This window comes from Bacillus sp. FSL R5-0576, from assembly GCF_038004765.1.
In the GTDB taxonomy this organism is placed as follows: domain Bacteria; phylum Bacillota; class Bacilli; order Bacillales; family Bacillaceae; genus Bacillus; species Bacillus subtilis.
Genome location: NZ_JBBORU010000001.1, coordinates 2001541 through 2027003, shown reverse-complemented (window position 1 = coordinate 2027003; position 25463 = coordinate 2001541). Strand labels below are relative to the sequence as shown.

33 protein-coding genes are annotated in these 25463 nt (G+C 43.0%); 27 read left to right on the top strand and 6 right to left on the bottom strand.

Annotated elements, in window-relative coordinates; translation table 11 throughout:
• Positions 1 to 90: 90 nt before the first annotated feature.
• The 7 genes from brxA (at position 91) to NX903_RS10125 (ending at position 4764) form a co-directional block, all read left to right on the top strand.
• A complete protein-coding gene (gene brxA / locus NX903_RS10155) occupies positions 91 to 525 on the top strand; it encodes a bacilliredoxin BrxA (protein WP_003230794.1) in 435 nt (144 codons plus the stop codon).
• A gap of 41 nt (positions 526 to 566) precedes the next feature.
• Positions 567 to 1340 carry a class I SAM-dependent methyltransferase gene (locus tag NX903_RS10150; RefSeq protein ID WP_086343995.1) on the top strand — a complete coding sequence of 258 codons (774 nt, stop codon included), beginning with the start codon at positions 567 to 569 and terminating at the stop codon, positions 1338 to 1340.
• A 259-nt stretch (positions 1341 to 1599) separates the two neighbouring features.
• Positions 1600 to 2211, top strand: coding sequence for a YpjP family protein (locus tag NX903_RS10145; RefSeq protein WP_080529448.1), 612 nt, complete (start codon positions 1600 to 1602; stop codon positions 2209 to 2211).
• Between the two features lie 17 nt (positions 2212 to 2228).
• A complete protein-coding gene (locus NX903_RS10140) occupies positions 2229 to 2762 on the top strand; it encodes a phosphatidylglycerophosphatase A family protein (RefSeq protein WP_086343994.1) in 534 nt (177 codons plus the stop codon).
• 83 nt (positions 2763 to 2845) lie between these two features.
• On the top strand, positions 2846 to 3640 hold the full coding sequence (locus tag NX903_RS10135; RefSeq protein ID WP_024572096.1) for a thymidylate synthase: 795 nt from the start codon (positions 2846 to 2848) through the stop codon (positions 3638 to 3640).
• The gene (dfrA, locus tag NX903_RS10130) at positions 3637 to 4143 is read left to right on the top strand and encodes a dihydrofolate reductase DfrA (RefSeq protein WP_042976322.1); all 507 of its coding nucleotides are present in this window, start codon (positions 3637 to 3639) and stop codon (positions 4141 to 4143) included. Before NX903_RS10135 ends, dfrA begins: the two co-directional genes overlap by 4 nt.
• Entirely contained in the window at positions 4144 to 4764 is a 621-nt protein-coding gene (locus NX903_RS10125) for a lysophospholipid acyltransferase family protein (RefSeq protein WP_024572094.1), read from the top strand.
• Between the two features lie 38 nt (positions 4765 to 4802).
• Here NX903_RS10125 and trhA read toward each other — a convergent pair whose 3' ends face one another.
• On the bottom strand, positions 4803 to 5444 hold the full coding sequence (gene trhA / locus NX903_RS10120; RefSeq protein ID WP_004398522.1) for a PAQR family membrane homeostasis protein TrhA: 642 nt from the start codon (positions 5442 to 5444) through the stop codon (positions 4803 to 4805).
• Positions 5445 to 5464: 20 nt separating this feature from the next.
• Positions 5465 to 6460, bottom strand: a complete 996-nt coding sequence (locus tag NX903_RS10115; RefSeq protein ID WP_033884735.1) for a sigma 54-interacting transcriptional regulator — start codon at positions 6458 to 6460, stop codon at positions 5465 to 5467.
• Between the two features lie 248 nt (positions 6461 to 6708).
• Here NX903_RS10115 and ilvA point away from each other — a divergent pair, with 248 nt between their 5' ends.
• The 7 genes from ilvA (at position 6709) to NX903_RS10080 (ending at position 12077) form a co-directional block, all read left to right on the top strand.
• Positions 6709 to 7977: a threonine ammonia-lyase IlvA gene (gene ilvA / locus NX903_RS10110; protein WP_086343993.1), complete on the top strand. Its 1269-nt coding sequence runs from the start codon at positions 6709 to 6711 to the stop codon at positions 7975 to 7977.
• Positions 7978 to 8062: 85 nt separating this feature from the next.
• Positions 8063 to 8314 (top strand): YpmP family protein, encoded by a 252-nt coding sequence (locus tag NX903_RS10105; protein WP_046381123.1) that lies wholly within the window; start codon positions 8063 to 8065, stop codon positions 8312 to 8314.
• 147 nt (positions 8315 to 8461) lie between these two features.
• A complete protein-coding gene (scuA, locus tag NX903_RS10100; protein ID WP_076458040.1) occupies positions 8462 to 9043 on the top strand; it encodes a cytochrome c oxidase assembly accessory protein ScuA in 582 nt (193 codons plus the stop codon).
• Between the two features lie 77 nt (positions 9044 to 9120).
• A complete protein-coding gene (locus tag NX903_RS10095; RefSeq protein ID WP_003245956.1) occupies positions 9121 to 9888 on the top strand; it encodes an SGNH/GDSL hydrolase family protein in 768 nt (255 codons plus the stop codon).
• Positions 9889 to 9897: 9 nt separating this feature from the next.
• Positions 9898 to 10461: a YpmS family protein gene (locus NX903_RS10090; protein ID WP_015251867.1), complete on the top strand. Its 564-nt coding sequence runs from the start codon at positions 9898 to 9900 to the stop codon at positions 10459 to 10461.
• Positions 10462 to 10473: 12 nt separating this feature from the next.
• On the top strand, positions 10474 to 10668 hold the full coding sequence (gene ypmT, locus NX903_RS10085; RefSeq protein WP_017696912.1) for a protein YpmT: 195 nt from the start codon (positions 10474 to 10476) through the stop codon (positions 10666 to 10668).
• 71 nt (positions 10669 to 10739) lie between these two features.
• Positions 10740 to 12077 (top strand): MATE family efflux transporter, encoded by a 1338-nt coding sequence (locus tag NX903_RS10080; RefSeq protein ID WP_024572007.1) that lies wholly within the window; start codon positions 10740 to 10742, stop codon positions 12075 to 12077.
• 49 nt (positions 12078 to 12126) lie between these two features.
• Here the strand turns inward: NX903_RS10080 and NX903_RS10075 are convergent, their stop codons facing one another.
• A complete protein-coding gene (locus NX903_RS10075; RefSeq protein WP_004398634.1) occupies positions 12127 to 12552 on the bottom strand; it encodes a MarR family transcriptional regulator in 426 nt (141 codons plus the stop codon).
• Between the two features lie 131 nt (positions 12553 to 12683).
• Between NX903_RS10075 and msrA the strand changes: the two genes are divergently transcribed.
• Both msrA and msrB read left to right on the top strand, forming a co-directional pair.
• On the top strand, positions 12684 to 13217 hold the full coding sequence (msrA, locus tag NX903_RS10070) for a peptide-methionine (S)-S-oxide reductase MsrA (RefSeq protein WP_042976318.1): 534 nt from the start codon (positions 12684 to 12686) through the stop codon (positions 13215 to 13217).
• Entirely contained in the window at positions 13218 to 13652 is a 435-nt protein-coding gene (msrB, locus tag NX903_RS10065) for a peptide-methionine (R)-S-oxide reductase MsrB (RefSeq protein ID WP_024572009.1), read from the top strand.
• Between the two features lie 43 nt (positions 13653 to 13695).
• Here the strand turns inward: msrB and NX903_RS10060 are convergent, their stop codons facing one another.
• Positions 13696 to 14721, bottom strand: a complete 1026-nt coding sequence (locus tag NX903_RS10060) for an SDR family NAD(P)-dependent oxidoreductase (protein WP_042976315.1) — start codon at positions 14719 to 14721, stop codon at positions 13696 to 13698.
• Between the two features lie 370 nt (positions 14722 to 15091).
• Here NX903_RS10060 and NX903_RS10055 point away from each other — a divergent pair, with 370 nt between their 5' ends.
• Positions 15092 to 16240, top strand: coding sequence for a phytase (locus tag NX903_RS10055; RefSeq protein ID WP_024572012.1), 1149 nt, complete (start codon positions 15092 to 15094; stop codon positions 16238 to 16240).
• 70 nt (positions 16241 to 16310) lie between these two features.
• On the opposite strand, the gene cgeB is transcribed toward NX903_RS10055, so the two are convergent.
• Complete coding sequence (cgeB, locus tag NX903_RS10050; RefSeq protein WP_024572013.1) at positions 16311 to 17264, bottom strand: spore maturation protein CgeB; 954 nt, start codon at positions 17262 to 17264, stop codon at positions 16311 to 16313.
• A 6-nt stretch (positions 17265 to 17270) separates the two neighbouring features.
• Positions 17271 to 17672, bottom strand: coding sequence for a spore crust protein CgeA (gene cgeA, locus NX903_RS10045; RefSeq protein ID WP_003230824.1), 402 nt, complete (start codon positions 17670 to 17672; stop codon positions 17271 to 17273).
• 204 nt (positions 17673 to 17876) lie between these two features.
• Here cgeA and cgeC point away from each other — a divergent pair, with 204 nt between their 5' ends.
• The 10 genes from cgeC to ablB all read left to right on the top strand — a co-directional run bounded on the left by cgeC (position 17877) and on the right by ablB (position 25450).
• Positions 17877 to 18182: a spore maturation protein CgeC gene (gene cgeC / locus NX903_RS10040; protein WP_003230826.1), complete on the top strand. Its 306-nt coding sequence runs from the start codon at positions 17877 to 17879 to the stop codon at positions 18180 to 18182.
• Positions 18183 to 18246: 64 nt separating this feature from the next.
• A complete protein-coding gene (cgeD, locus tag NX903_RS10035; RefSeq protein WP_086343952.1) occupies positions 18247 to 19527 on the top strand; it encodes a spore maturation glycosyltransferase CgeD in 1281 nt (426 codons plus the stop codon).
• A 28-nt stretch (positions 19528 to 19555) separates the two neighbouring features.
• Positions 19556 to 20335, top strand: coding sequence for a spore maturation N-acetyltransferase CgeE (gene cgeE / locus NX903_RS10030; RefSeq protein ID WP_015383898.1), 780 nt, complete (start codon positions 19556 to 19558; stop codon positions 20333 to 20335).
• Between the two features lie 43 nt (positions 20336 to 20378).
• A complete protein-coding gene (locus NX903_RS10025; RefSeq protein ID WP_015251877.1) occupies positions 20379 to 20528 on the top strand; it encodes a YjcZ family sporulation protein in 150 nt (49 codons plus the stop codon).
• Positions 20522 to 20677, top strand: a complete 156-nt coding sequence (locus tag NX903_RS10020) for a hypothetical protein (protein ID WP_015714119.1) — start codon at positions 20522 to 20524, stop codon at positions 20675 to 20677. The genes NX903_RS10025 and NX903_RS10020 overlap by 7 nt, the downstream gene beginning before the upstream one ends.
• Positions 20658 to 21992: an aspartate aminotransferase family protein gene (locus NX903_RS10015; protein WP_086343951.1), complete on the top strand. Its 1335-nt coding sequence runs from the start codon at positions 20658 to 20660 to the stop codon at positions 21990 to 21992. Before NX903_RS10020 ends, NX903_RS10015 begins: the two co-directional genes overlap by 20 nt.
• Before the next feature lie 6 nt (positions 21993 to 21998).
• Positions 21999 to 22688 (top strand): CoA transferase subunit A, encoded by a 690-nt coding sequence (locus NX903_RS10010; protein ID WP_003230839.1) that lies wholly within the window; start codon positions 21999 to 22001, stop codon positions 22686 to 22688.
• Positions 22673 to 23326, top strand: coding sequence for a 3-oxoacid CoA-transferase subunit B (locus tag NX903_RS10005; protein WP_144486672.1), 654 nt, complete (start codon positions 22673 to 22675; stop codon positions 23324 to 23326). The genes NX903_RS10010 and NX903_RS10005 overlap by 16 nt, the downstream gene beginning before the upstream one ends.
• An 8-nt stretch (positions 23327 to 23334) precedes the next feature.
• A complete protein-coding gene (locus NX903_RS10000) occupies positions 23335 to 24645 on the top strand; it encodes a peptidase (protein ID WP_086343950.1) in 1311 nt (436 codons plus the stop codon).
• On the top strand, positions 24623 to 25450 hold the full coding sequence (gene ablB / locus NX903_RS09995) for a putative beta-lysine N-acetyltransferase (RefSeq protein ID WP_086343949.1): 828 nt from the start codon (positions 24623 to 24625) through the stop codon (positions 25448 to 25450). The genes NX903_RS10000 and ablB overlap by 23 nt, the downstream gene beginning before the upstream one ends.
• The last annotated feature ends 13 nt before the right edge of the window (positions 25451 to 25463 follow it).

Here is a 25463-nt window from a genome sequence, read left to right as displayed (position 1 = left end):
TTCTATATTTTAAGGCGTGAACATTTGAAATCCGGCCCTCTCTATAGTATCCTTTACTTCAGATGAAGGATACTAGAGGGGGCTTTTTTTATGTCAATGGCTTATGAAGAATACATGCGCCAGCTTGTCGTACCGATGCGCCGCGAGCTGACTGGAGCAGGTTTTGAAGAGCTAACAACAGCAGAAGAAGTAGAAAACTTTATGGAAAAGGCAGAGGGCACAACTCTTGTAGTCGTTAACTCTGTATGCGGCTGCGCGGCAGGCCTTGCGCGTCCTGCGGCTACACAGGCAGTCCTCCAGAATGACAAAACACCTGACAATACGGTGACTGTTTTTGCGGGCCAAGATAAAGAAGCTACTGCGAAAATGCGTGAGTATTTTACTGGCCAGGAGCCTTCTTCACCATCAATGGCTCTTTTGAAAGGCAAAGAAGTCGTACATTTTATTCCGCGTCATGAAATTGAAGGACACGATATGGAAGAAATCATGAAAAATCTGACTGCTGCCTTCGATGCGCACTGCTAAATGCCCGTTTTCCGGGCATTTTCTTTTTGGGAGTACAGAAGATGATAACAACAAGCTATAGACCGTCTGAACACACCATAAAAACCGCAAAGCAGCTTTCTAAAGAGCTAAATATGCCATACTGCGGCCGGAATAAACAAACGGTTGAACACCTGCTGAGGTCAGCTGAACGTGATTTGCTTGTGGTCGGCAAAGAGCGGTTTGAGCTGTATACGAAACAAGGTGCCAAATTCTTTTTTCATCCGAATACAGCGATGTTTAGAGCCAAACGCTTCTTACAGGGAGAGCAAGAGCCTATGCTTCGGGCTGCCGGCTTATCTGAAGGGGATACGTTTTTAGATTGCACACTCGGGCTGGGGTCAGATGCCATTATCGCAAGTATGGCAGTAGGCGAAACGGGTTCTGTTGTTGGGATTGAAAAAAACCATCTTGTGTCTGTTTTAGTGAGGATGGGGCTGCATTCATGGGAAACGGGTATAGAAGAGCTTCAAGCTGCGATGAGAAGAATCCAGGTGAAGAATGGTGATTGCTTAGAATTCATCAAACAGCTTCCTGACAACTCTGTTGATGTGGTTTATTTCGATCCAATGTTTCATGAACCTGTAGAGACCTCTGACGGCATCGCGCCTTTACGTGATTTGGCAGAGGATTCAGTTTTACACGAAGGATGTATCAATGAAGCGGTACGAGTCGCCAGAAAAAGCGTTGTGCTAAAAGACCACTGGAAAAGCCCGCGGTTTGAACAGTTTGGTTTTAACGTCATGAAAAGAAAAACAGCACTGTTCCATTATGGCGTCATTCAAACAAGCCCGTGATTCATATCACGGGCTTTCTGTTAATCGGTGACCTCCATGACGACAAAGTATAATAATGTTAAGAGTGAAACTGTGGCAAACAGAGCGTCAATCATGCGGAAAGCCTCCTTTCATGGAATATTGTAAGCGTTTTTACACAAAGTGCATAGCAACGAATCTCCTAATTTGCATATCAGTTTCATATAGTACATGACTTGCATGTTTTGGATGTGCTAAAATAAGAGAAACATGACAATAAAATAGAGAGGAATAAGCAGTCATGAAATTGTGGATGAGAAAGACCCTTGTGGTTTTATTTACCATTGTAACGTTCGGGCTCGTATCTCCTCCGGCTGCCCTTATGGCGGACAAGCCTTCCGGACAGCCGAGCAGTCTTGAGCAGAATGATTACACCGCTTTTTATGATGAGCATGACCTGTACGATGATGAGTCGGATGACAGGCAAAATCCTGAACTGCTTTTTCAATCGTACAAGGAACAGCTCCTTGACAGCGCTGAGGATCAGTCCTTTTTAAAATTCGGCAGCAGAATCGCTCCGGTCATTGAGGATGACTATCGGAAAGAGATCCTGCCAAAAATCGAAAATGTGATTAGTGAATATTTAGCGACATTGCAAGATGATGAGGCGTACCAAGATGTTGTGATCTCAAGCATGCCTTCAGCGGGCAAAACGGAAAAAATTTTCAACGTTTACAATCGGACAACTGGAGAAGATCTTCTCAGATTCCATGTGCGAAGAGACCATCCGCCGCATGACGGCTACTGGTTTAATTTTCATTATCATACAGCAGAAGATGGATTTCAATCACATCATGAGCTTGGGAGCATTTACTGGGACCGCAACACGCCTCCCAACTGGATGAGTGCCTAAAGGAGATGCCATTAGACATGAAAAAGTACACAATGAATGAAATGGTCGATATAACAAAGGATATGCTGAACAAACGGGGCGTTATGATAGAAGATATTGCGCGGATTGTTCAAAAACTTCAGGGAAAATACAATCCAAATCTGCCGCTCAGTGTTTGCATGGAGAATGTAGAAAAAGTCCTGAACAAACGTGAAATTATTCATGCTGTTTTGACAGGACTTGCACTCGATCAGCTTGCAGAACAGAAGCTTCTCCCCGAACCGCTGCAGCACCTTGTTGAAACGGATGAACCGCTTTACGGCATAGATGAAATTATCCCGCTTTCAATCGTTAATGTGTACGGGTCGATCGGTTTGACCAATTTCGGTTATTTGGATAAAGAGAAGATTGGAATTATTAAGGAACTTGATGAAAGTCCAGACGGTATTCACACCTTTTTGGATGATATTGTGGCAGCTCTTGCTGCAGCAGCGGCGAGCAGAATTGCACATACGCATCAGGATCTGCAAGATGAAGAAAAAGAACAGGATGAAAAGCCTGTCGTCAGCTGACTATAAAAAAATCATTTCTGGGTTCAGAAATGATTTTTTATTGTGTTACACTACTAGAAGACTACTTTTAAAGGATGAAAAAAATGAAACAGTATAAGGATTTATGCAGACATGTTTTAGAGCATGGTGAGAAAAAGGGAGACCGGACAGGGACCGGAACAATCAGCACTTTCGGATATCAAATGAGATTTAATTTACGGGAAGGCTTTCCGATGCTCACCACTAAAAAACTCCACTTTAAATCAATTGCGCATGAACTGCTGTGGTTCTTAAAAGGAGATACGAATGTACGCTATTTGCAGGAAAACGGAGTGCGAATCTGGAATGAGTGGGCTGATGAAAACGGTGAACTTGGACCTGTATATGGCTCCCAATGGCGTTCTTGGCGGGGAGCTGATGGAGAAACCATTGATCAAATTTCCCGTCTTATTGAAGATATTAAGACAAATCCGAACTCCAGACGCTTAATCGTCAGCGCCTGGAATGTTGGTGAAATTGATAAAATGGCGTTGCCGCCGTGCCATTGCCTGTTCCAATTCTATGTGTCTGACGGCAAGCTGTCCTGTCAGCTGTATCAGCGCTCTGCCGATGTTTTCTTAGGTGTGCCGTTTAATATTGCATCTTATGCCCTGCTAACCATGATGATTGCTCATGTGACTGGGCTTGAACCGGGCGAGTTCATCCATACGTTTGGTGATGTTCATATTTATCAAAATCATATTGAACAAGTCAATTTGCAGCTGGAAAGAGATGTTAGACCGCTTCCACAGCTTCGTTTCGCCAGAAAGGTTGATTCTATTTTCAACTTTGCATTTGAGGACTTTATCATCGAGGATTATGATCCGCATCCTCATATAAAAGGGGCGGTCAGCGTATGATTTCATTCATTTTTGCGATGGATGCCAACAGGCTTATCGGCAAAGACAATGATTTGCCGTGGCATTTGCCCAATGATCTTGCATACTTTAAGAAAATAACATCGGGCCATTCAATCATTATGGGCCGGAAAACATTTGAATCGATCGGACGTCCGCTTCCAAATCGGAAAAATATTGTCGTTACCTCAGCGCCGGATTCAGAATTTCCGGGATGCACGGTTGTCAGTTCATTAAAGGATGTACTGGACATTTGTTCAGGCCCTGAAGAATGCTTTGTGATCGGAGGGGCTCAGCTCTATACGGACCTGTTCCCTTATGCGGACAGACTGTATATGACGAAAATTCATCACGAGTTTGAGGGTGACCGTCATTTCCCTGAATTTGATGAATCCAATTGGAAGCTGGTTTCTTCTGAGCAGGGGATCAAAGACGAAAAAAACCCGTATGATTACGAATTTCTAATGTATGAAAAAAAGAATTCTTCTAAAGCGGGAGGATTTTAATTGGTTCGCTACAGCCTTCTAGTGGTTTATATTGTGTATATGCTGTTAAAAAATATGAAACAATTATTTAATCAAACAATGCTCGATCCCCGTCTGTCATACAAAAAACAGATGACTCTTGTGTACGAACAGCCAAAGGCGTTTTTGGAAGGCTGTATCGGCATCTCCGGTTCAGTTGTGACAATCCATCAGCCAGAGCCAATACCACACGGTCCTGTTTTGTATGTGCATCCCCGTTTGCGTTTGGCTGAACTGGCCTTAATTGCTGGATATATTGAGGAACCGGCCGGCTTTATCGCCAACCCAAAAGTGTTCCGCTTGCCTTTTATCGGGCAATGGCTGGATCGGATGGATGTGATTTCAGACGGTGATTCAGAAAAGGTATATGAAGATGTGACAAAACAGCTGGAAAAGGGACAAAGCCTGATTCTTTCACTAGATGGTTCTATTGATCCTATAGAACTTGCGGCCCGCTATCATCTTCCGTTGGTGATGGTGGAAACGAAAGGAACAGATAACATGCAAAAGGGCTCGTTTTTTAAACGCTTAAAACCGGCAGACATTGAATTGTCCTTTTCAAAAGCTTATATACCTGCCAATGAAAAACAATTACGTGCATAAAAAAGCGCAGTCGTGAAGACTGCGCTTTTCTGTTACTGCTACGAAAGGAACGGCACCTTTACACAATAGAAGAGCACGCAGAAAAACATGGCAGCGCTCCCGCCCAATACAAAGCTGTGCCAAATGGCGTGATGGAAGGGGATCTTTTTCCAAATGTAAAAGATGGTTCCGACAGAGTATAAAATGCCGCCGAGAAAAAGGAGGCTGAATCCCGCTCCGCTCAGTGAAGCATATAAAGGTTTAACTGCAATAATCATCAGCCACCCCATGACTAAATACACGAAGGTTGACAATAGGATAAACCGTTTCACAAAGAAAATTTTAAAAACGATTCCGCCTAGGGCAAGTGACCATACGATAACCAACAGGGTAAAGCCGAGTGTGCCTTTCAGCGGCCCAAGCAAAAAAGGCGTGTAGGTTCCGGCGATGAGTACATAAATCGCGCTATGATCAATAATCTCCAAAATGTCCTTCGTTTTTTTATGTGTGATGCTGTGAAGCAGGGTGGAGCTCAAATATAACAGCAGCATAGAGACACCGAATATTGTAAAGCTGACAATGTCCCATGCAGACCCGTAATTAGCCGCAAATATGATTAGAAACACTAATGCTGGGATGGATAAGAGGACACCGATGCCGTGTGTAATCGCATTGGCGATCTCTTCTTTGATTGTAAACAAGTACATTCTCCTTTCGATCGCTAGATCATTTGATTTTTTAACGTCTCTATAAAGCTCAAGCCCTCAAAGGTAATTTTTGTGCCTGCGCGTCCGCGGCTTTTGGTGACATAATCTTTTTTCTCCAAATAGTCGAGACGGCTTCTGACCTGCTGAGGAGTTAACGAGGTTTGGGTATTTTTGCTGTGTTCAGAAATGATCCGTCTGCTGGCAGGTTCTCCTTTTTCGTTCAATACTTTTATTGTTTCCAAAATAAACAAAAACTCAGCTTTTTCCATTAAAGTCAGCAGCTTCGCTTTTTTCTTCGACGTTTTTCCGTCTATCGCGCCTCTAATATATGGCGGCAGGTCATATGGCTGAATCGTTCCTCCGCTTGATACTGCCGCCATATAATCTGCAGCGTTTTTTAATTCCCTGACATTGCCTTCAAATGCATGCTTCTCAAGCACGGGAAAAACGGAGGGATCGATTAACAATTGCTGACCGGAATTTGAGAGAAAATGCTGTGTCAAAAGCGGAATATCGCTTTTTCGTTCCGATAATTCGGGCAGTGTGAGCGTTAAAATGTTCAGTCTGTAGAATAAGTCTTGCCTGAAGGTATGTTCCACGGATCGGTCTGCAGAAGCACAGATCATTCGCGGTTTCTCCGTGTCTGAATCAAGCGCTTTTAACAGCTGAGCTTGTACAGAAGCAGGCATGCGCCATACATCATCAAGAAAAAGGGTTCCTCGTACTGCTTTTTGAAAAACACCTGTGTTTCCGTTAGGGCCAAAAAGCTCATGAATAAGGGTTTCTTCCGAATGGGTGCTGCAATTGACGCTTATAAACGGTTCATTGCTTCTCGAAGATTCCAAGTGTATGGCATGTGCGAAGTGATTTTTGCCTGTTCCGATTTTTCCTGTTATTAAGACAGGAAGCTCCGATAACGAGAACTGCTTGGCGATTCGCTTCGCTTCCAGGAAAGTTTGATGTTCTCCGATTAGATGTTGAAATGTATTGAGTTTTGGTGCACTATTCATCAATTGGCTCCTTTTGGTTCTAATTGGTTTCATTATATCATGCCTTTTGGTTGAAAACACCCTTTATTTTACGATCATCTTTTTTCTTGGCTCTGCAGGATAATGGTTGAACAGAAGTTACCACAAGATGTGGTGGACATAGTCTGTATTTTTTTAATTATTAAATAAAAATAATTGTCTTATTTTTTGAATATTCATGTTATAATGGCATATTAAATAGGGATTTAAAACAAGAAAGGAATCTGTACATGAAACCGTTGTTGAAAGAAAACTCTCTCATCCAAGTGAAAGACATTTTGAAGGCTCACCAAAACGTAAAGGACGTTGTCATTCACACACCTTTGCAGAGGAATGACAGACTTTCTGAGAGATATGAATGCAATATCTATTTAAAACGTGAAGACTTGCAAGTTGTCAGATCTTTTAAGCTCAGAGGGGCTTATCATAAAATGAAACAGCTTTCCAGCGAGCAGACAGAGAACGGAGTTGTGTGTGCAAGTGCCGGAAACCACGCTCAAGGTGTGGCATTTTCGTGTAAACATCTTGGCATTCACGGGAAAATTTTTATGCCGTCTACTACACCGAGACAAAAAGTATCTCAAGTTGAACTATTCGGAAAAGGATTTATCGATATTATTTTGACAGGTGATACGTTTGACGACGCGTATAAAAGCGCCGTTGAGTGCTGTGAGGCTGAATCTCGGACGTTTATCCATCCGTTCGATGATCCGGATGTGATGGCCGGACAGGGGACGCTCGCAGTCGAGATTTTAAACGACATTGATGCAGAACCGCATTTTCTTTTTGCAAGTGTCGGAGGCGGCGGCCTTCTCTCTGGGGCAGGTACATATTTGAAAAACGTGTCTCCTGATACAAAGGTAATTGCTGTTGAGCCGGCGGGAGCGGCATCCTACTTTGAATCAAACAAAGCTGGGCATGTCGTCACACTTGATAAAATTGACAAGTTTGTAGATGGGGCGGCTGTTAAAAAAATTGGCGAGGAAACCTTCCAGACGCTGGAAACTGTCGTTGATGACATTCTCCTTGTGCCTGAAGGAAAAGTATGTACATCCATTCTTGAATTATATAACGAATGTGCGATTGTTGCTGAACCGGCCGGAGCTCTTTCTGTCGCAGCGCTTGATTTGTACAAGGATGAAATCAAAGGAAAAAATGTGGTGTGTGTGGTCAGCGGGGGGAATAACGATATCGGAAGAATGCAGGAAATGAAGGAGCGTTCCTTGATTTTTGAAGGTCTTCAGCATTATTTTATCATCAACTTTCCGCAAAGAGCGGGGGCGCTCCGCGAATTTCTTGACGAAGTCCTCGGGCCGAATGATGACATTACAAGATTTGAATATACGAAGAAAAATAATAAAAGCAACGGACCTGCTCTTGTCGGCATCGAGCTGCAGAACAAAGCCGATTATGGGCCGCTGATTGAACGGATGAACAAAAAACCGTTTCATTATGTAGAGGTGAACAAGGATGAGGACTTGTTCCATTTGCTGATCTAATTTTTTTACACAACCGCGCAAAATGACAGACAGCCCGGCTGGCATCATATATAATAGAAGAAAAACAAAAAAGAGGATTGATAGCTTGTTACTCAAAAGCCTAGAGTTCAAACGCGGTGACGGGATTCAGGTGAAAGTGACAGAAATACCTGTATTAAAGGAAGATGAGCACTATTTCTTTATGTTACATCACCATTTGCAATTCTACTTAAAAGAAGTGTTTTCATCAAACAGCAGGGCAAAAGTGTATTCTTTCCGACATTATATGAAGCGCCGGATGAAGTGGGCAGATTATCAGGCTGTATTTCATCAAGAGATGTTAAAGCACAACGCGTAACATGCCGTTTTTTACCTGTATGTCCTCCTTTGTAATCGTTAATGGGGAGGCATGCAGGATTTTTTTTGCTCAGTATCGAATACAAACATTGGACAGTAAGGACAGTTTTAGAAAGCGTTTTTATGCTGGCTGGAAAGGGTGGATGTCATGAAGGTTATCAAGGGGTTAACGGCTGGGCTGTTTTTTCTGTTTTTGTGTGCATGCGGAGGACAGCAGATTAAAAATCCGCTCAATTACGAGGTGGAGCCTTTTACATTTCAAAACCAAGACGGCAAGAACGTTTCTTTAGAGAGTTTAAAAGGAGAAGTATGGCTGGCGGATTTTATTTTTACCAATTGTGAAACTGTATGTCCGCCGATGACCGCTCATATGACCGATCTGCAAAAAAAACTGAAAGCTGAAAATATAGACGTCCGCATCATATCATTTAGTGTTGACCCAGAAAACGATAAGCCGAAACAGCTGAAGAAATTTGCCGCAAATTATCCATTATCTTTTGATAACTGGGATTTTCTCACGGGATACAGCCAGAGTGAGATTGAGGAGTTCGCACTTAAGAGCTTTAAAGCGATCGTAAAGAAGCCGGAGGGAGAGGACCAAGTGATTCATCAATCTTCTTTTTATTTGGTAGGTCCGGACGGTAAGGTGCTGAAAGATTACAATGGAGTGGAGAATACACCGTACGATGATATCATTTCCGATGTGAAGTCAGCCAGTACACTCAAGTAAGCTAAGAGACTAGGCATTTGCAAATCTTCTAAAACATGATACACTTTCCACTAGTAGAATGGGAAGGAGCAACAAGATTGAAGCTGCGCATTTTTTCAATCATGGCCAGTTTGATTTTGCTTCTTACTGCGTGTACGAGCATACGTACATCATCTGAGGGAAAACAAAAAGCCCATGAAACGAAAACAAAAGAACACATTGTCATAGCGGCTGTCGGAGATTCGCTGACAGAAGGAGTCGGAGATCCCGACGGAAAGGGATATGTCGGCAAGGTGGCGGATTCTATCCGGTCAGATAAACAAGTCAAAACGGTCGACGTGAAAAATTATGCCGTAAAAGGGAACCGTTCGGATGATTTATTAGAAAAACTAAAAGATAAAAAGGTTCAAAAAGGCATAAAGGACGCAGATTATGTCTTTTTTACAATTGGCGGTAATGATTTGATGAAAATCCTTCGCCAAAACTTTCTGCAATTAACCGTTGAACCGTTTCAGGAAGCGGAAAAACCGTACGAAAAGCGCTTTGAAAAAATCATTTCTGAAATTCGCGAGCTGAATGATCACGCTGAGCTGATTTATGTTAGCATGTACAATCCGTTTACGTTTACATTATCAGAACTAAATGAAATAAATGGTGTCGTCACGGATTGGAACCATATTGCTGAAAAAGAGCTGAAAAAAGATAAACATGCAAAAATCGTTCATATCGAAGATTTGTTCAATCAAAAAAGTGACAGCAGCCGAATTTCTGAGGAAGATGATTTTCATCCTAATGGTACGGGTTATTCTCTTATCGCAAAGCGCGTCTATCAAGCCATTAAAAAAGAAGGATTACCGAAAGAGTAGGGTGACAGCATGAATAAGTGGAAGCGACTGTTTTTTATATTGCTTGCAATCAATTTTATCCTCGCCGCCGGGTTTGTGGCACTTGTTTTGCTCCCGGGGGAACAGGCTCAGGTGAAGGATTCATCTGAGAGCGAGTATGGATTTCAAGTGACAAGCACAAAAGAATCATTAGCTGCGTTTGTTAACTCATATTTAAACGACAAAGCATCAAACAAGCTTGATTATAAAGTAGAGATTGATGATGATGTTCATGTCGCAGGGAAAATCAAGGCATTTTCCACGTCTATTGATGCGTTTATCGCTTTTGAGCCGACCGTGAAAAAAAACGGTGATGTAGAGCTGAATGTCACGAAATTTTCGTTAGGGAAATTGAGTATACCAATTAGCTTTGTGTTAAATTATATGGACAGCTTTTATGAATTGCCGTCATTTGTCCATGTTCACCCCGGAGATAAAAGCATTGAAGTGCGTTTGTCAGAAATGCCTTTAACGAATGGAATGTATGTCAAAGCGGATAAGATAAATTTAGAAAAAGATGAAATTGAGTTTTCCTATTACCATCCCAAACAATAGAGGTGACTGAAAATGAAACGGATTTACCAGTATTTCAGTTTATTATCTTTTACATTTTCCCTGTACTTCGGCTGGCTTGCTTATCATCATCTGACTGCTGAAGACATGGATCAAATGTATTTGAATGTTTCCTATTGTGCCTTGTTCCTAAGTGTGATGGTGTTTACATTCGGTATGCGAGACCGAAAAAAAACCGATAAGTCATGAAAAAAGAGACATGAAACAACGTCTCTTTTTTCGTGCGGTCCGAAGAAAATTTGAGAACACAAGGAGAAAAGATGAAAGCATACGATTTTACACAGGGGAACGTGCTGAAACAGCTTGTACTGTTTTCAATGCCTATTATGCTCGGAAACGCATTACAGGTTTCCTTTCAATTTATAGACAGCTTGTGGATCGGCAATTTACTGGGGGCAAAGGCCCTTGGAGCAGCCGCGGTATCAAGCACGATTGTTTTGACCGTGCTGTCTTTTATTTTGGGCCTTAACAATGCGACGTTAACCATTTTATCTCAGCAAAAAGGAAAAGATGATGTAAAAGGAATGGCGTCGTATATTAACGCTTTTGTTGTTTTATTAACAGGCCTAAGCATCGGATTCGGCGTTGCCGGTTTTTTTCTCTCAGAGCTTTTGCTGCGTCTTCTAAAAACGCCGGAGTCAATGATTCCGCTTGCTGAGACGTATTTACAGATTCAATTTATCGGCATTTTATTTTTGTTTGGTTATAACTTTATCAGTACTGTGCTTCGTGCGCTGGGTGACAGCAAGACACCTCTCCGGTTTATTGCGTTTGCTGTTGTACTGAATACAGTGCTTGCGCCGCTCTTTATTTCTGTGTTCCGCATGGGAATAGCGGGAGCGGCTTATTCAACGATTTTGTCACAGGGCATTGCGTTTCTGTATGGGTTGTTTTATGTCATCAAACACAAGCTTGTGCCATTCTCGATTCCGAGAATGCCCAAGTGGGAAGAGTCCGCGCTGATTTTGAAACTCGGGATTCCGGCAGGTCTGCAGATGATGGTGATTACAGGCGGTATGATGGCGATTATGAGTGTTGTCAACTCATACGGAGATCACGTGGTATCAGGCTTTGGCGCGGTGCAGCGGCTTGATAGCATCATCACGCTTCCAGCAATGGCTGCCGGTACGGCCGTCAACAGTATGGCAGGGCAAAATATTGGAATCGGAAACGAAAAAAGAGTGGGAACAATTGCAAGGCTGGGTGTGATAGCTGTTATTTCCTGCATGCTGGTGATTGCGGTTATGATTTGGGTATTTGGTAAATATCTCATAAGGTTATTTATCAGTGAGCCCGATGCGGTCGCATTTGGTGAACAATATTTGAAGTGGATCGCGTTTTTCTACCCTTTTATTGGGATTAATTTTGTGCTGAACGGAATCGTCAGGGCCGCGGGAGCGATGCTGCAGGTTCTGGTATTAAATTTAATCTCGTTTTGGGTGTTGAGATATCCTTTCACAGCTCTATTTTCAGCTTGGCTTGGACAAAAAGGAATCGGGCTTGGAATCGGAATGAGTTTTTTATTTAGCAGCTGCGCGGCATTTTTGTATTATAGATATGGCCGCTGGAAAGCAATGAAGCTGTTTACTGAAAAATAAGTGAAGCACTGCGAAAAGCACATACCTATATATCGGTATGTGCTTTTTTTCACCGTTTTTTATCAAGTTTGCTGAAGAGCTCGATTAACGTGGCAAGTTCAGCATCAGTGTAGCAGTCAAAGCGTTTAAAGAAATATTCCGTTTTTTTCTCGTTAAAGTGCTGAAGGACTTTTTCGCCCGCTTCAGTGATATGAATGCGGATGATGCGTCTGTCTTCCTTCGATCTGATTCTCGTAATCCATTCCTTTTCTACCAGCGCATCGGTCACAGCCGTAATGTGGCTTGCCGATACCTCTAAAATAGGCGCAAATTCAGTGACTTTTTTAGGCCCTTGTTCACTGAGGATCCGAAGAATGGTGAATTCATTCCGCGACAGCTCTTTATCTAAAATTTCATTGATTTCATTGCGTATTTGTTTAAAGACTTTACGGAGTAAAGTTTCCATATCGTACATCATCTGTGTTCTTACTTTCAAATTTGTGAACCTCCATTACATAAGCATATTGCTTAAAACCTATAGATTTTATTGAAAAGCAGAATCATTTTCATTCTATTTTTACATGCTATAATATAATAATACCACGTATTAACAAAGGAGGCACCAGTATGTCTGAAAAAAAAGAAATCGCCACATTTGCAGGAGGCTGTTTTTGGTGTATGGTTAAACCTTTTGACGAACAGCCGGGAATTGAAAAAGTGGTGTCCGGGTATACAGGCGGCCATACTGAAAACCCTACGTATGAAGAGGTGTGCAGTGAAACGACGGGACATCGTGAAGCCGTTCAAATCACGTTTAATCCTGATGTATTCCCTTATGAAAAACTGCTTGAATTATTTTGGCAGCAAATCGATCCGACAGATGCCGGGGGGCAGTTTGCTGATCGCGGCAGTTCCTATCGCGCAGCCATTTTTTATCATAATGAAAAACAAAAGGAGCTTGCGGAAGCTTCCAAGCAACGTCTGGCGGAAAGCGGCATCTTTAAAGATCCGATTGTAACGGACATTTTAAAAGCTGAACCTTTCTATGAAGCGGAAGGCTACCATCAGCATTTTTATAAAAAGAATCCAGCACATTATCAGCGCTACCGGACAGGTTCCGGACGAGCGGGATTTATCAGCGAGCATTGGGGGGCTAAATAAATGGCGTACAATAAAGAAGAAAAATTGAAGTCATTAAATCGCATGCAATATGAAGTAACGCAAAATAACGGCACGGAGCCGCCATTTCAAAATGAATATTGGGATCATAAGGAAGAAGGGTTGTATGTAGACATTGTGTCAGGCAAGCCATTGTTTACATCCAAGGATAAATTTGATTCCCACTGCGGCTGGCCAAGCTTTACAAAGCCGATTGAAGAAGAAGAAGTGGAAGAAAAACTGGACACGAGCCACGGCATGATTCGCACAGAAGTAAGAAGCCGAACTGCTGATTCTCATCTTGGCCACGTATTTAATGACGGACCGGGGCCAAACGGACTTCGTTACTGCATAAATTCAGCAGCGCTGCGGTTTGTTCCGAAGCATAAGCTGAAAGAAGAAGGATACGAAAGCTATCTGCATCTCTTTAATAAATAAAGTGTTAAAAACAGGCCTGCCTAATGGATAGACAGGCTTGTTTTTATGCCTTTTTCTCTTGATGCAATTCTTCAATAATCTGAGCAATCCTTTCTTTCGTAATGAGCGGGGCTTGATCTGATTGATACCCAGGCAGATTGACTTTGCGAAAGTCAGGATGTTTTTCCGGCTCTGGAAGGATCGCATAAAGGTTGCCCCATTCATACAGTGATTCAATTTCATGTGGAGATGTTAATTCTTCGTGAAGCTTTTCACCTGGACGCTTGCCCACTTCTACTGCAGCCGGCCGCGAGAGCCCGTGCTGCGATGCATATTCTTCAAACCCATGAATCAGTTCTTCAAGTTTCAGTGATTCCATTTTGAAAATAAAGGTTTCTCCGCCTTTTGTAATAGCAGCTGATTGCAATGTCAATGTAGCTGCATCGTCTATTGACATGAAAAATCTGGTCATGTTTTTGTCTGTGATGGTCAGAGGTTCACCCTCCATCATCTGTTCAAATAATATCGGGATGACCGAACCTCTGGAACCGAGAACATTTCCAAAGCGTACCGAACAAAACAAGGTTCCTTTGTTTTGGACGTGGCGGTTTGCTTGATGAAACAGCTTTTCAGATAACAGCTTGGTGGCACCCATTGTGTTCACAGGAGATACAGCTTTATCTGTACTGATATTAATGACATGCTGCACTCGGTGTGAAAGGGCAGCTTCCACCACATTTTGTCCGCCGATGAGATTGGTCTGGATCGCTTCAAATGGATGGTCCTCACATGTCGGAACCTGTTTCAGCGCAGCCGCGTGAAAGACGATATCGACGCCTTTCATCACCTGATTCACCCTTCTGTGATCGCGTATATCTCCGAGTACAAATAATAGCCGCTTATCCTCCGCATACTTTTGGCTCATGACATACTGTTTACTGTCGTCTTTGCTGAATACAATCACCTGTTTAGGTGTAAGCAGCAAAAGGCGTTTGACAATTTGACTCCCGATTGAACCCGTTCCGCCAGTGACTAAAACTGTTTTGTTATGGAAAAATGGTTTTAGTTCTGCTGTTTGCTGTTTAGGCATGGCTTATCCTCCAACTCTCGTTTCTCTACCATGCATCATATGTTCAACTTTGTAATCGAATTAATGAAAGCAACCAATAAAACAAAATTTAGGGGAATGATCATGTCACAAAGTGTTCTTTTTTAATAGAAAATGGAAAAACGGACGTAACTAGGGAACAACAAACCTAAATAAACAATGTACTAAATATTCAACATATTTTTATTTCGCTCCGCAAAAGGAAATCTGGCAAAGTCCATCTCACGTACCTCTTTGGGGAAAAGTTGTTTATGAGTCAGAAACCCTATAAAAAAAGGTTCATTTTCCTCACGGTAATCACCTGTATATATTTTACAATAGTAGTGATAGTGATAAAAGAGGAGGGTACCAAATGAAGGTTTCAAAAACAATGCTGCTAAGCACTGCCGCGGGTTTATTGCTTAGCCTGACAGCAACCTCTGTGTCGGCTCATTATGTGAATGAGGAACATCATTTCAAAGTGACTGCACACACGGAGACAGATCCGGTCGCATCTGGCGATGACGCAGCAGATGACCCGGCCATTTGGGTTCATGAAAAACACCCGGAAAAAAGCAAGTTGATTACGACAAATAAGAAGTCAGGGCTCGTCGTGTATGATTTAGACGGAAAACAGCTTCATTCTTATGAGTTTGGCAAGCTCAATAATGTCGATCTGCGCTATGATTTTCCATTGAACGGCGAAAAAATTGATATTGCTGCCGCATCCAATCGGTCCGAAGGAAAAAATACAATTGAAGTATATGCAATAGATGGGGATAAAGGAAAATTGAAAAGCATTACAGATCCGAAACATCCTATTTCCACCAATATTTCTGAGGTTTATGGATTCAGCTTGTATCACAGCCAGAAAACAGGAGCATTTTACGCATTAGTGACAGGCAAACAAGGGGAATTTGAGCAGTATGAAATTGTTGATGGTGGAAAGGGTTATGTAACAGGGAAAAAGGTGCGTGAATTTAAGTTGAATACTCAGACCGAAGGCCTTGTTGCGGATGATGAGTACGGAAACCTATACATAGCAGAGGAAGATGAGGCCATCTGGAAATTTAACGCTGAGCCCGGCGGAGGATCAAAGGGGCAGGTAGTTGACCGTGCGACAGGAGATCATTTGACAGCTGATATTGAAGGACTGACAATCTATTATGCACCAAATGGCAAAGGATATCTCATGGCTTCAAGTCAAGGAAATAACAGCTATGCAATGTATGAACGGCAGGGGAAAAATCGTTATGTAGCCAATTTTGAGATTACAGATGGCGAGAAGATAGACGGTACTAGTGACACGGATGGTATTGATGTTCTCGGTTTCGGACTTGGCCCAAAATATCCGTACGGGATTTTTGTGGCGCAGGATGGCGAAAATATCGATAACGGACAAGCCGTCAATCAAAATTTCAAAATTGTATCGTGGGAACAAATTGCACAGCATCTCGGCGAAATGCCTGATCTTCATAAACAGGTAAATCCGAGGAAGCTGAAAGACCGTTCTGACGGCTAGAATTGAAAGCAGCTTGTGCAGCTGCTTTTTTCTATTAATAAAAAAATCGTTCATAGCAATGAACGATTTTTCATGAGAGCGCCAGATGAATCGCTTTTAGTTTTGCAGGAAGCTCATCAAACGTAAATGCGGGTACGATCTCTTTATAATTGGCTGCTGCAGCTTTTTGCCGTTCTTCAGGGTGGTTGATATAGAAAGCGGCTTTTTCCTTAAAGTCGTTCATGCCGTGATAAGAAATAAAGGATGAAAAAGGATGCGCCGCGGGTAAATCTGTTAATTGAAATGCTTCGCATGCAGCGATATCAAACGTTCGGTTATTAAAACTGGCATTTTTGATGCGCATAGTATTTTGGTTGAAAGCAAAATGATAGGGACGATGCGCATTAATTACGATGTCTGCCCCATTATAATAATGAACGGCCTGTTCGGGTGGAACCCATGTGCTGACGACATCAATATGCGGCTGTTTGAGCACTTTTTTAGGCAGATATTTTCCCCATTCCTTACCGATTACCCGAACCGTGAATGGCAGATGGACCGCTTCTTTCATAAGCTGAACCCGATTAGGGTAAGGATAGCCGATGATTAACAGATTTGAATGATAGGAATGTTCGGTGCCCATTTTTTTAAACAGCCGATGGTTAACTGGTATCGGAACATAATAGACGTTCTGGTAGCCGAGCTCTTGATAGTAGAGAGCTGCATTTTGTTCTATCGTTAATATGGCGTCAGCAAGCTTAATTACCTGAAGGCTGATATCCATATAAAATGGGTCTTCGGTCAGCCAAACATACACGGGGATATCCTTACCCTTTAACCAGGTCAGCCAGTCGTGAGGAACGCGGTCTCCAACCATCATAAGTGTGAAGTCCGGCTGAAACGCTTCGATCTTCATCAAAGATTCTGCTTCAGGTTTATCTGCAATCATATACTCTGTATGAGTGTTCTGAAAACATTCTTCAGCCCAGCGATCAAAATAACTGTATATTCCTCCGTATCCCGACTGGATATACAACACTTTCATCGGATGTTATGAAAAAAACGTAACGCTTTCTACTTTGTCTACATCAATTAATGTTGTAGCTTGGCCTGCTGGAGTGACGGAACTTTCCTGTGTTACAAAGACGATCCCGTGAACCTGATCGAAAGCAACGAAGACAACCGGCCCGATCATGTCTCCCGAATCGGTTACAATGCTGATTGTCGTGCCTGGCGTAATTCTGGCAAAAATCCATCTTGCCGGAAGAGAAGGGTCTAAAATAGATTCTGCCGTAACCGTTTCACTTTCATCTACTTTTTGATCGATGGCAGCATCAAGCAAGGCTTTAAGATTACTATCCATATTTTCTCCTCCTTCTGTTGCAGTTGGAAATAAAGGGCTTAAAACGGCTTTAATTAAATCCTTTTTTAACTGTGCATTTTCAGAGCTCATTACACACACCTCCTATTCGATAGTGAACTCACGTTATTCATATTCTTCCGGCTGTTATTTGGTATGAGTCGAACGCCGTACCTGATCTATTTTTCATCTATTTAAGGAAAATGCTGATTTTTTAATGGAGTGGACATAGCCTATACCATAAATCGAAGTCGCACATATTGTGAAACAGAGATAAGGATAAGGGAGAGGGATGATTTGGATTTAGAGAAACAAGTGGATCGAGAAGAAAACCAAGATGATCTGCATTTTATTTTGCTTTTGCTGATTCTGCTTATACGTCAATCGTCTTCTGAAGGAAATCCATCTGACCTCAGACGCCAGCTTGTTTTTGCAAAAGAGCTGGGCGTACCGGTTTCAAAAGTCAATTTGATCAACGGAGATACACTTCAAAATGTCATCGTAAAAGAAGTTCTGACTGATTTGGTTATTTTCCAAAACCCGTTAAATAACACGAGATCTCATGTTTCACTCTCAAGTGTTGTAAGCTGGGGTGCTTTTTAAATGATGACAGAGGCTCTGCTTGCTGCGGAGCCGTTTTTATGTTTGACGGCGGGAGGCGGTATAGATGGGAGAGAAAGTGTCTATTATTTTAACAAGTTACAACAAACCCGATTATTTGCAAAAAGCGATCGAAAGCGTGATACAGCAAACGCATGATCTTTGGGAGCTTTTTATCATGGATGATCATTCGAATGCAGAAACAACTGCGGTGATTCACAAGTATCTCTATGACCGGCGCATTCAATATCATAACAGTTTCGTGTATCCTGCAGATCGATTAAAAACAGCCCGTTATGCCACATTAATTAACAGTGCGCTCCCATTTGCAGACGGCGATTACATTTCCTATCTTACTGACGACACTGTTTATCATCCTGAGCGGCTGAGCCGTATGGTGCAAGAGTTTTCACATAAGCCTGAAGCGCAGGCGGTCTATTCAAAACAAAAAGTAGTACATGTAAACGAAAGGGGAGAGGAAATCTCACATTTCTACAGAAATGCCAATGCAGTGCTTGATCAGGCCGCTTTTCAAGTTGATCATTGCTCCGTTATGCATCGCCGTTCGTTACTTAATCTCATCCACCATAAATTTGGAGGCTACTGGGATGATGATATGAAGCATTGGAATCATGGCGACGCAATTTTTTGGGCGAGACTCAACAACTTTACCCCATTTCTGCCGATAAATGAAGTATTAGACACAACCTATAAAACCCCAGATTCATTTCAAAATGCATATCGGTTTCTGCCCGCCGATTTGATTGACGGCTCTTTTGTAAAAGGTTCAGATCAAAATGTGTATTTTTTTGATCAGGGTGTAAGGCATCCTGTTGGAGAAAAGTGGGGTTTTTTGTATCTAAATCGGACTGTCGCTGTTCCAGACCCATATTTATTCCAATATAGGATTGGCAAAATTTTAAACATTCCGAATTATATTTTAGTAAAGGAAGCTGACCATCCTGCAATATTTTATATCGAAGCCGGAAAAAAAAGGCGAATTGTGGACCAGTATGCGTTTCAATTTTATCAATTTCAAAGAAAAGACATAGTGACAATTGGAAAAGAAGAGATGGAGATGCTTCCGGAAGGACCGCCGATTACGTGGAAACGATCTGAATTGATCATAAATCCGCCTGGCCGACGGGTGTTTTTCATCGAACGCGAGCCGTTTTTGTTTCTAAACGGCGTCTTTCACCCGATTAGTGAACAAGTAGCAAGGAAGTTTTTTTTACATCAGAAGCCAATCTCCGCTTCTTTCCGAAATATTCAGCAATTTCCAATTGGAAAGCCGTTTTATCCGGTGTACGATGAGATTATAAAGAAATTGAATATTGCAACAGAGTAAAGGTATAGGTCATAAAAAGGAGACGTTCATGACAGGACATTATTCAAAAACGGAACATCAATATATATTGTTAACGTCTGAATCGGCATCGTTTGATCATTACAGCGTATACAGAGATCCGCAGCTTCCACAAATTTTTTCTCATAACTTTGTTCAGCTTCATGATACGTTTCCATTGGAGCGGTTACTTAACTTTTTACCCTCCGTACCAAAGCTGCTTGATGCGAATTATCTCCATTTAAAAGCGTCGCCGCAGCATGTTTTTCCGCTCGGCTTGAAGCAGTCGCTTGTAAAAAGCGGTTTTGTCGTCGAGGATGAGCTACTATATGACATGAAGCTTAGTGACTGGAAGGGGCAGATGGGACATCCTTTAACCGCATGGGGGACGGCGAAAAGTCTTAGCGACGGATCTTCTATTATGAAAATTTACGATTCCATTTATATTGGAGAAGCAATCGCTGAACAAAAATTAAAAAGAAAATATCCTTTCTATGAAGCAGGTATAATCATTCTTGTTGTTTGTTACAGCGACCAGGCACAGAAAGTTCCCATTGGGTGCGGCGAGCTGTTTATCGATCATCAAGAGAAAACGGCTAAAATCGAAGAAGTGGCAATTTTAGATCAGTTTCAAAGGAAGGGCTACGGCAGTATCTTAGTGAAAGAAATGCTGTCCATCGCCAAATCACTAGGAATGGAAGCAGCCTACTTAGTTGCTGCAAGCACTGACGGTGCAACTCAGTTTTACGAAAAGCTGACGTTTAAAAAATATGAGCGGGTGCATACTGTATTTCATTATTTCCTTACATGAAATAGGCGTTTGCACAAACCATTTGGGACTTGGCCCGCATAAAATGCCGTATATCGTGATAAGAAAGGATGAAAACAGCATGTATGGATACTCTGGGTACGGTTACGGATTTGGCTGCGGGACAAATACATTTGTGTTAATTGTTGTCTTGTTCATTTTATTAATTATTGTTGGAGCCGCTTTTATTTGCTAGATGCTGAAATTCCAAAAGAGCCTTCCCTATTAGGAAGGCTCTTTTTATGTGAAAAAGTTTTTGCGGGGAACGTCATGCCGCCATTTGGACACTCATACAATATGGTAAAAGGGGTTTTGAGGTGGGAGCATGAGCAGTTATTTGATTAAGCCAGAACTTAGCTCGGCCTATCCGGTTGTCAGTTATGCGAAGGGTTCATATGTTTATGATCAGACCGGAAAAAAATATCTCGACGGCTCGTCAGGTGCGGTGACATGTAATATCGGCCACGGAGTTCGTGATGTGACTGAGAAGCTGAAAGAACAGCTTGATCAGGTGTCTTTTGCTTACCGCTCACAGTTTACGAGTGAGCCCGCCGAGCAATTAGCCGCTCTCTTGGCACAGGAGCTGCCCGGAGATGTGAATTGGTCTTTTTTTGTCAACAGCGGATCAGAAGCGATAGAAACAGCTATGAAAATCGCCATTCAGTATTGGCAGGAAAAAAAGCAAACACAAAAATCCATCTTTTTGTCTCGATGGAGCAGTTACCACGGAATAACTTTGGGAGCGCTTTCATTGTCTGGTTTTTATGAAAGGAGATACCGGTTCACCCATCTCATTGAGCGGTATCCAGCTATCTCAGCTCCACATATTTATCGGCTGAATCACGAGACAGAAGAAGACTTTGTTCAGACTGCAGCTGATGAACTGGACACTATGATCAAAAGAATCGGAAGCCAATTCATCGCCGGCTTTGTGGCTGAGCCTATTATTGGTGCTGCAGGAGCAGCGATTACTCCGCCTCCGGGATATTATGAGAGATTAAGTGAGGTATGCCGCACACACGATGTGCTTTTTATTGCAGATGAAGTGATGACGGGGCTTGGGAGAACAGGAAGGATGCTCGCGACAGAGCATTGGGACACCGTACCTGATATTGCTGTACTGGGGAAGGGACTCGGTGCGGGGTATGCGCCTATTGCTGCTGCCGTCGTATCTGATTCTATTATTGAAACGATAAAACAAGGGTCAGGTGTGATTATGAGCGGTCACACATATAGTGCACATCCCTATTCAGCCAAAGCTGCTCTTGAAGTTTTGCGATATGTGTTAAAGCACGGCTTGATCAAACAATCAGAAAAAAAGGGCGCTGTGCTGAAGAAAAAGCTTGATGAGGCGGCATCTCAAAGCGGCATTATAGGTGATGTGCGCGGAAAAGGACTGCTATTAGGCGTTGAATTTGTGGCAGACCAAAAAACGAAGAAAGTGTTTCCGCAAGAGCAGGCGGTAACCCAGCTTATTGTCAGCGAGGCGAAAAAATGCGGGCTGATTGTTTATCCTTCCAAAGCTGGAATAGACAGTGGAGAAGGAGATGCTGTCATTATTGCTCCTCCTTTTACTATTTCAGACGGTGAAGTGGAAGAGCTTATCTCTATTTTTTCAGAAACAGTTGCAGCGGTCGAAAAAAACTTAAAAAAGGATTGACATTAAATGGCGCCATTTCAAAAAGCAATCAGCATTGACACAGCAATTGCAGATGTTCGGGATGGATCGGTTCTGATGTTTGGCGGTTTTGGGGGAGTCGGGTCGCCTCCTTCATTGATTGAAGCGATATTGGACAGCGGTGTAACGGATTTAACTGTGATTTGCAATGACGCCGGTTTCCCGGATATCGGGATCGGCCCGCTTATTGTTAATCAACGGGTCAAAACCCTGATCGCCTCGCATATCGGTTCCAATCCTGTAGCCGGAAAACAGATGACAGAGGGGACGTTAGAGGTTCAATTTTCACCTCAGGGAACGCTTGCGGAACGGATTCGCGCCGGCGGAGCGGGGCTTGGCGGTATTTTAACCGATGTGGGCATTGATAATCAAATGGTTTGCGAAAAAAAGGACATCGTAACAGTGGCGGGAAAACGATACTTGATTGAAGAGGCGCTGACGGCTGATTTTGCTTTCATCAATGCTTACATTGCAGATGAATTCGGCAATCTAACGTATGACAAAACCGCGCGCAATATGAATCCGCTTATGGCAATGGCCGCCAGGAGAACCTTTGCCGAAGCTGAGCGTATCGTTCCGATGGGTGAGATTTCTGAAGAAATGATTGTCACACCGGGGGTTTTTGTTGAGGGAGTTGTACGAAGCGAGGGAGTGAAGTGGAAATGGGCTTGGGAGTAGCAGAAAGAGAACAGATTGCAAAACGGGCTGCTACTGAAATTAAGCAGGGCATGATTGTGAATCTCGGTATCGGTATCCCATCCTTGGTACCGAACTTTTTGCCGCCTGACATGCAGGTCATGTTTCAAGCGGAAAACGGTGTCCTTGGCATTGGAGAAAGTCCCGAAAAGGGAGAAGAGGATGCGCATTTATGCAACGCCGCGGGCTATCCTGTCCGCGCTGTAAAAGGGGCGTCTTATTTTGATACAACCATGTCTTTTGCGATGATCAGAAAAGGCAAAATTGATATTACGATTTTAGGCGCCCTGCAGGTGAGCCAATCAGGAGATTTGGCAAATTGGCTTGTTCCGGGAAAAAAGGTGCCTGGTATGGGCGGGGCGATGGAGCTTGCCCAAAAAGCGAAAAAAGTGGTTGTCGTCATGAGTCATACAGATCAAAAGGGAAGGCCTAAATTAACAGAAAGATGTACGCTGCCATTAACTGCTGCAGGCTGTGTAGATTTGATTATTACCGAAAAAGCGGTTCTTGAGGTCGATAGCCATCACTTCATTTTAAAAGAGCTGATGAATGGCTCGACAATCGATGAGGTGACGAGGCTGACAGAAGCTGAAATCAAAATAGATATGTCTTTTTCTTAAGAGGGGGAATGAGGATGCAAGACATTGAAAGAAAAGTAATCGGGTGGCTTGGTCAGCATTCGGCCAAAGCCATTCGTCTTCTCAAAAGGCTGATTGGGGAAAAAAGCACATTGGGGTCAGAGTTTAACGCCCAAGCTGTTGTGCTTGAAAAGCTGCGGCAATTTCAGATGGACATTGATGTATGGGAGCCAAGCATAAAGCAATTAAAACAGCATCCCTACTTTAAATCTAACCGATCCGATTTTCATGAGAGCCCGAATATCGTGGCTAAAAAAACGGGAGCCGGCGGAGGCAGGTCCCTGATTTTGAACGGTCATATCGATGTTGTGCCTGAAGGAAGCGTAAAGGATTGGAAGTATGAACCGTATCAAGCTGTCGAAGAAAACGGTAAAATATACGGCCGCGGCTCAACGGATATGAAGGGAGGCAATACAGCCCTTCTTTTTGCTTTAGAAGCCCTGCACGCCTGCGATGTCAAACTGAAGGGAGATGTATTGTTTCAGAGTGTTGTAGATGAAGAGTGCGGCGGCGCCGGTACACTGTCCGCCATCATGAGAGGCTATCGTGCTGACGGGGCGCTGATTCCTGAACCGACAAATATGAAACTATTTATTAAGCAGCAGGGTTCGATGTGGTTTCGGATCACTGTGAAGGGATTATCCGCACATGGGGGCACACGCTACGAAGGGGTAAGCGCGATTGAAAAAAGCATGCACGTTATCACAGCGATACAAGAGCTGGAGAAAGTCCGCAATGCGAGAATTTCAGATCCGCTGTATGACAATATCCCAATACCGGTACCGGTGAATATCGGCACCATCTCGGGCGGTGCCTGGCCATCTTCAGTTGCAGACCGTGTCGTCATAGAAGGGAGATGCGGAATTGCTCCCCATGAGAAACCAGAAGCTGTAAAACTTGAATTGGAAAACTGGCTGAAGGATTTAGAATACTATGACGAATGGTTTAAACGCCATCCCGTACAAGTCGAATGGTTTGGCGCTCAATGGCTGCCGAATGATTTACCTGATGATCACCCTTTAATTTCTGTGCTGCAATCAGCCTATCAAAAAATGAAACAGACAGAGCCGATTATTGAGGCTTCCCCGTGGGGAACGGATGGAGGGCTTTTGTACCATGCAGGAGATACACCAGTGATCGTTTTCGGGCCGGGGGAAACAAAAACGGCTCATCAGGCCAATGAATACATTGAGGTTGAAGCCATGATAGAATCTGCTAAAATTATTGCACTTTTTGTCATGGATTGGTGCGGGCTTCATACAGATGGGGAGGATGCGGATGCTCAAGTCAATAAAGAGTAGCGGTGTCACAGCAGTTTTGGACCATGACGGCTTTAATAAACGAATCAGAGTGGTCCGTTATGACGGAGCTATTGAGAAGGCCCTGCCGGATATCGTGGCAGCGGCAAAAGAAGAGAATGCAGAAAAAATCATCGTCTATGCGAAGCAGCATGATGAGCCGATCCTTGCCAAACAATTATTTGCGCCGGAGGGCTATCTAAAGGGCTATTATCTCGGCTATTCGGCTTGTGTCATGGTACGTTACCTTTCAGAAAGCCGGAGACAAACAGATTCTTATACAGAGGAACAGGAGATCATCGAAGCCATATATCGCACAGCGCCCCGTCTTCGCAACGACAGTACACCCGTTTTTACGATGAGAAAAGCAGAAACAAACGACATGTACCAGCTATCGATGCTGTATAAAAAAGTATTCCGCACGTACCCAACACCGGTATTTGACCCCGCTTATATTGAAAAGACGATGAATGCAAATACGGTGTATTATATCATGCTTGATCATGACCGCCTGATCAGCGCAGCAAGCGCAGAAATCAATCCAGAGCTTGGGCATGCAGAAATAACCGATTGCGCTGTGCTGCCGGAATATCGCGGCCATTCGTTAACAAGCTTTTTAATCGAGGCGTTAGAAAAAGAAATGGCTGGAAAGGATATCTTTCATGTATTTTCTCTCGCCCGTGCTTCGTCTTTTGGGATGAATGCTGTGTTGTACCATTCAGGTTATCAGTATGGCGGAAGGCTGATCAATAATTGCTTTATAGCCGAAGGCCTTGAAAACATGAATATTTGGTGCAAGCAACTGTAAGTCAAAATATGCG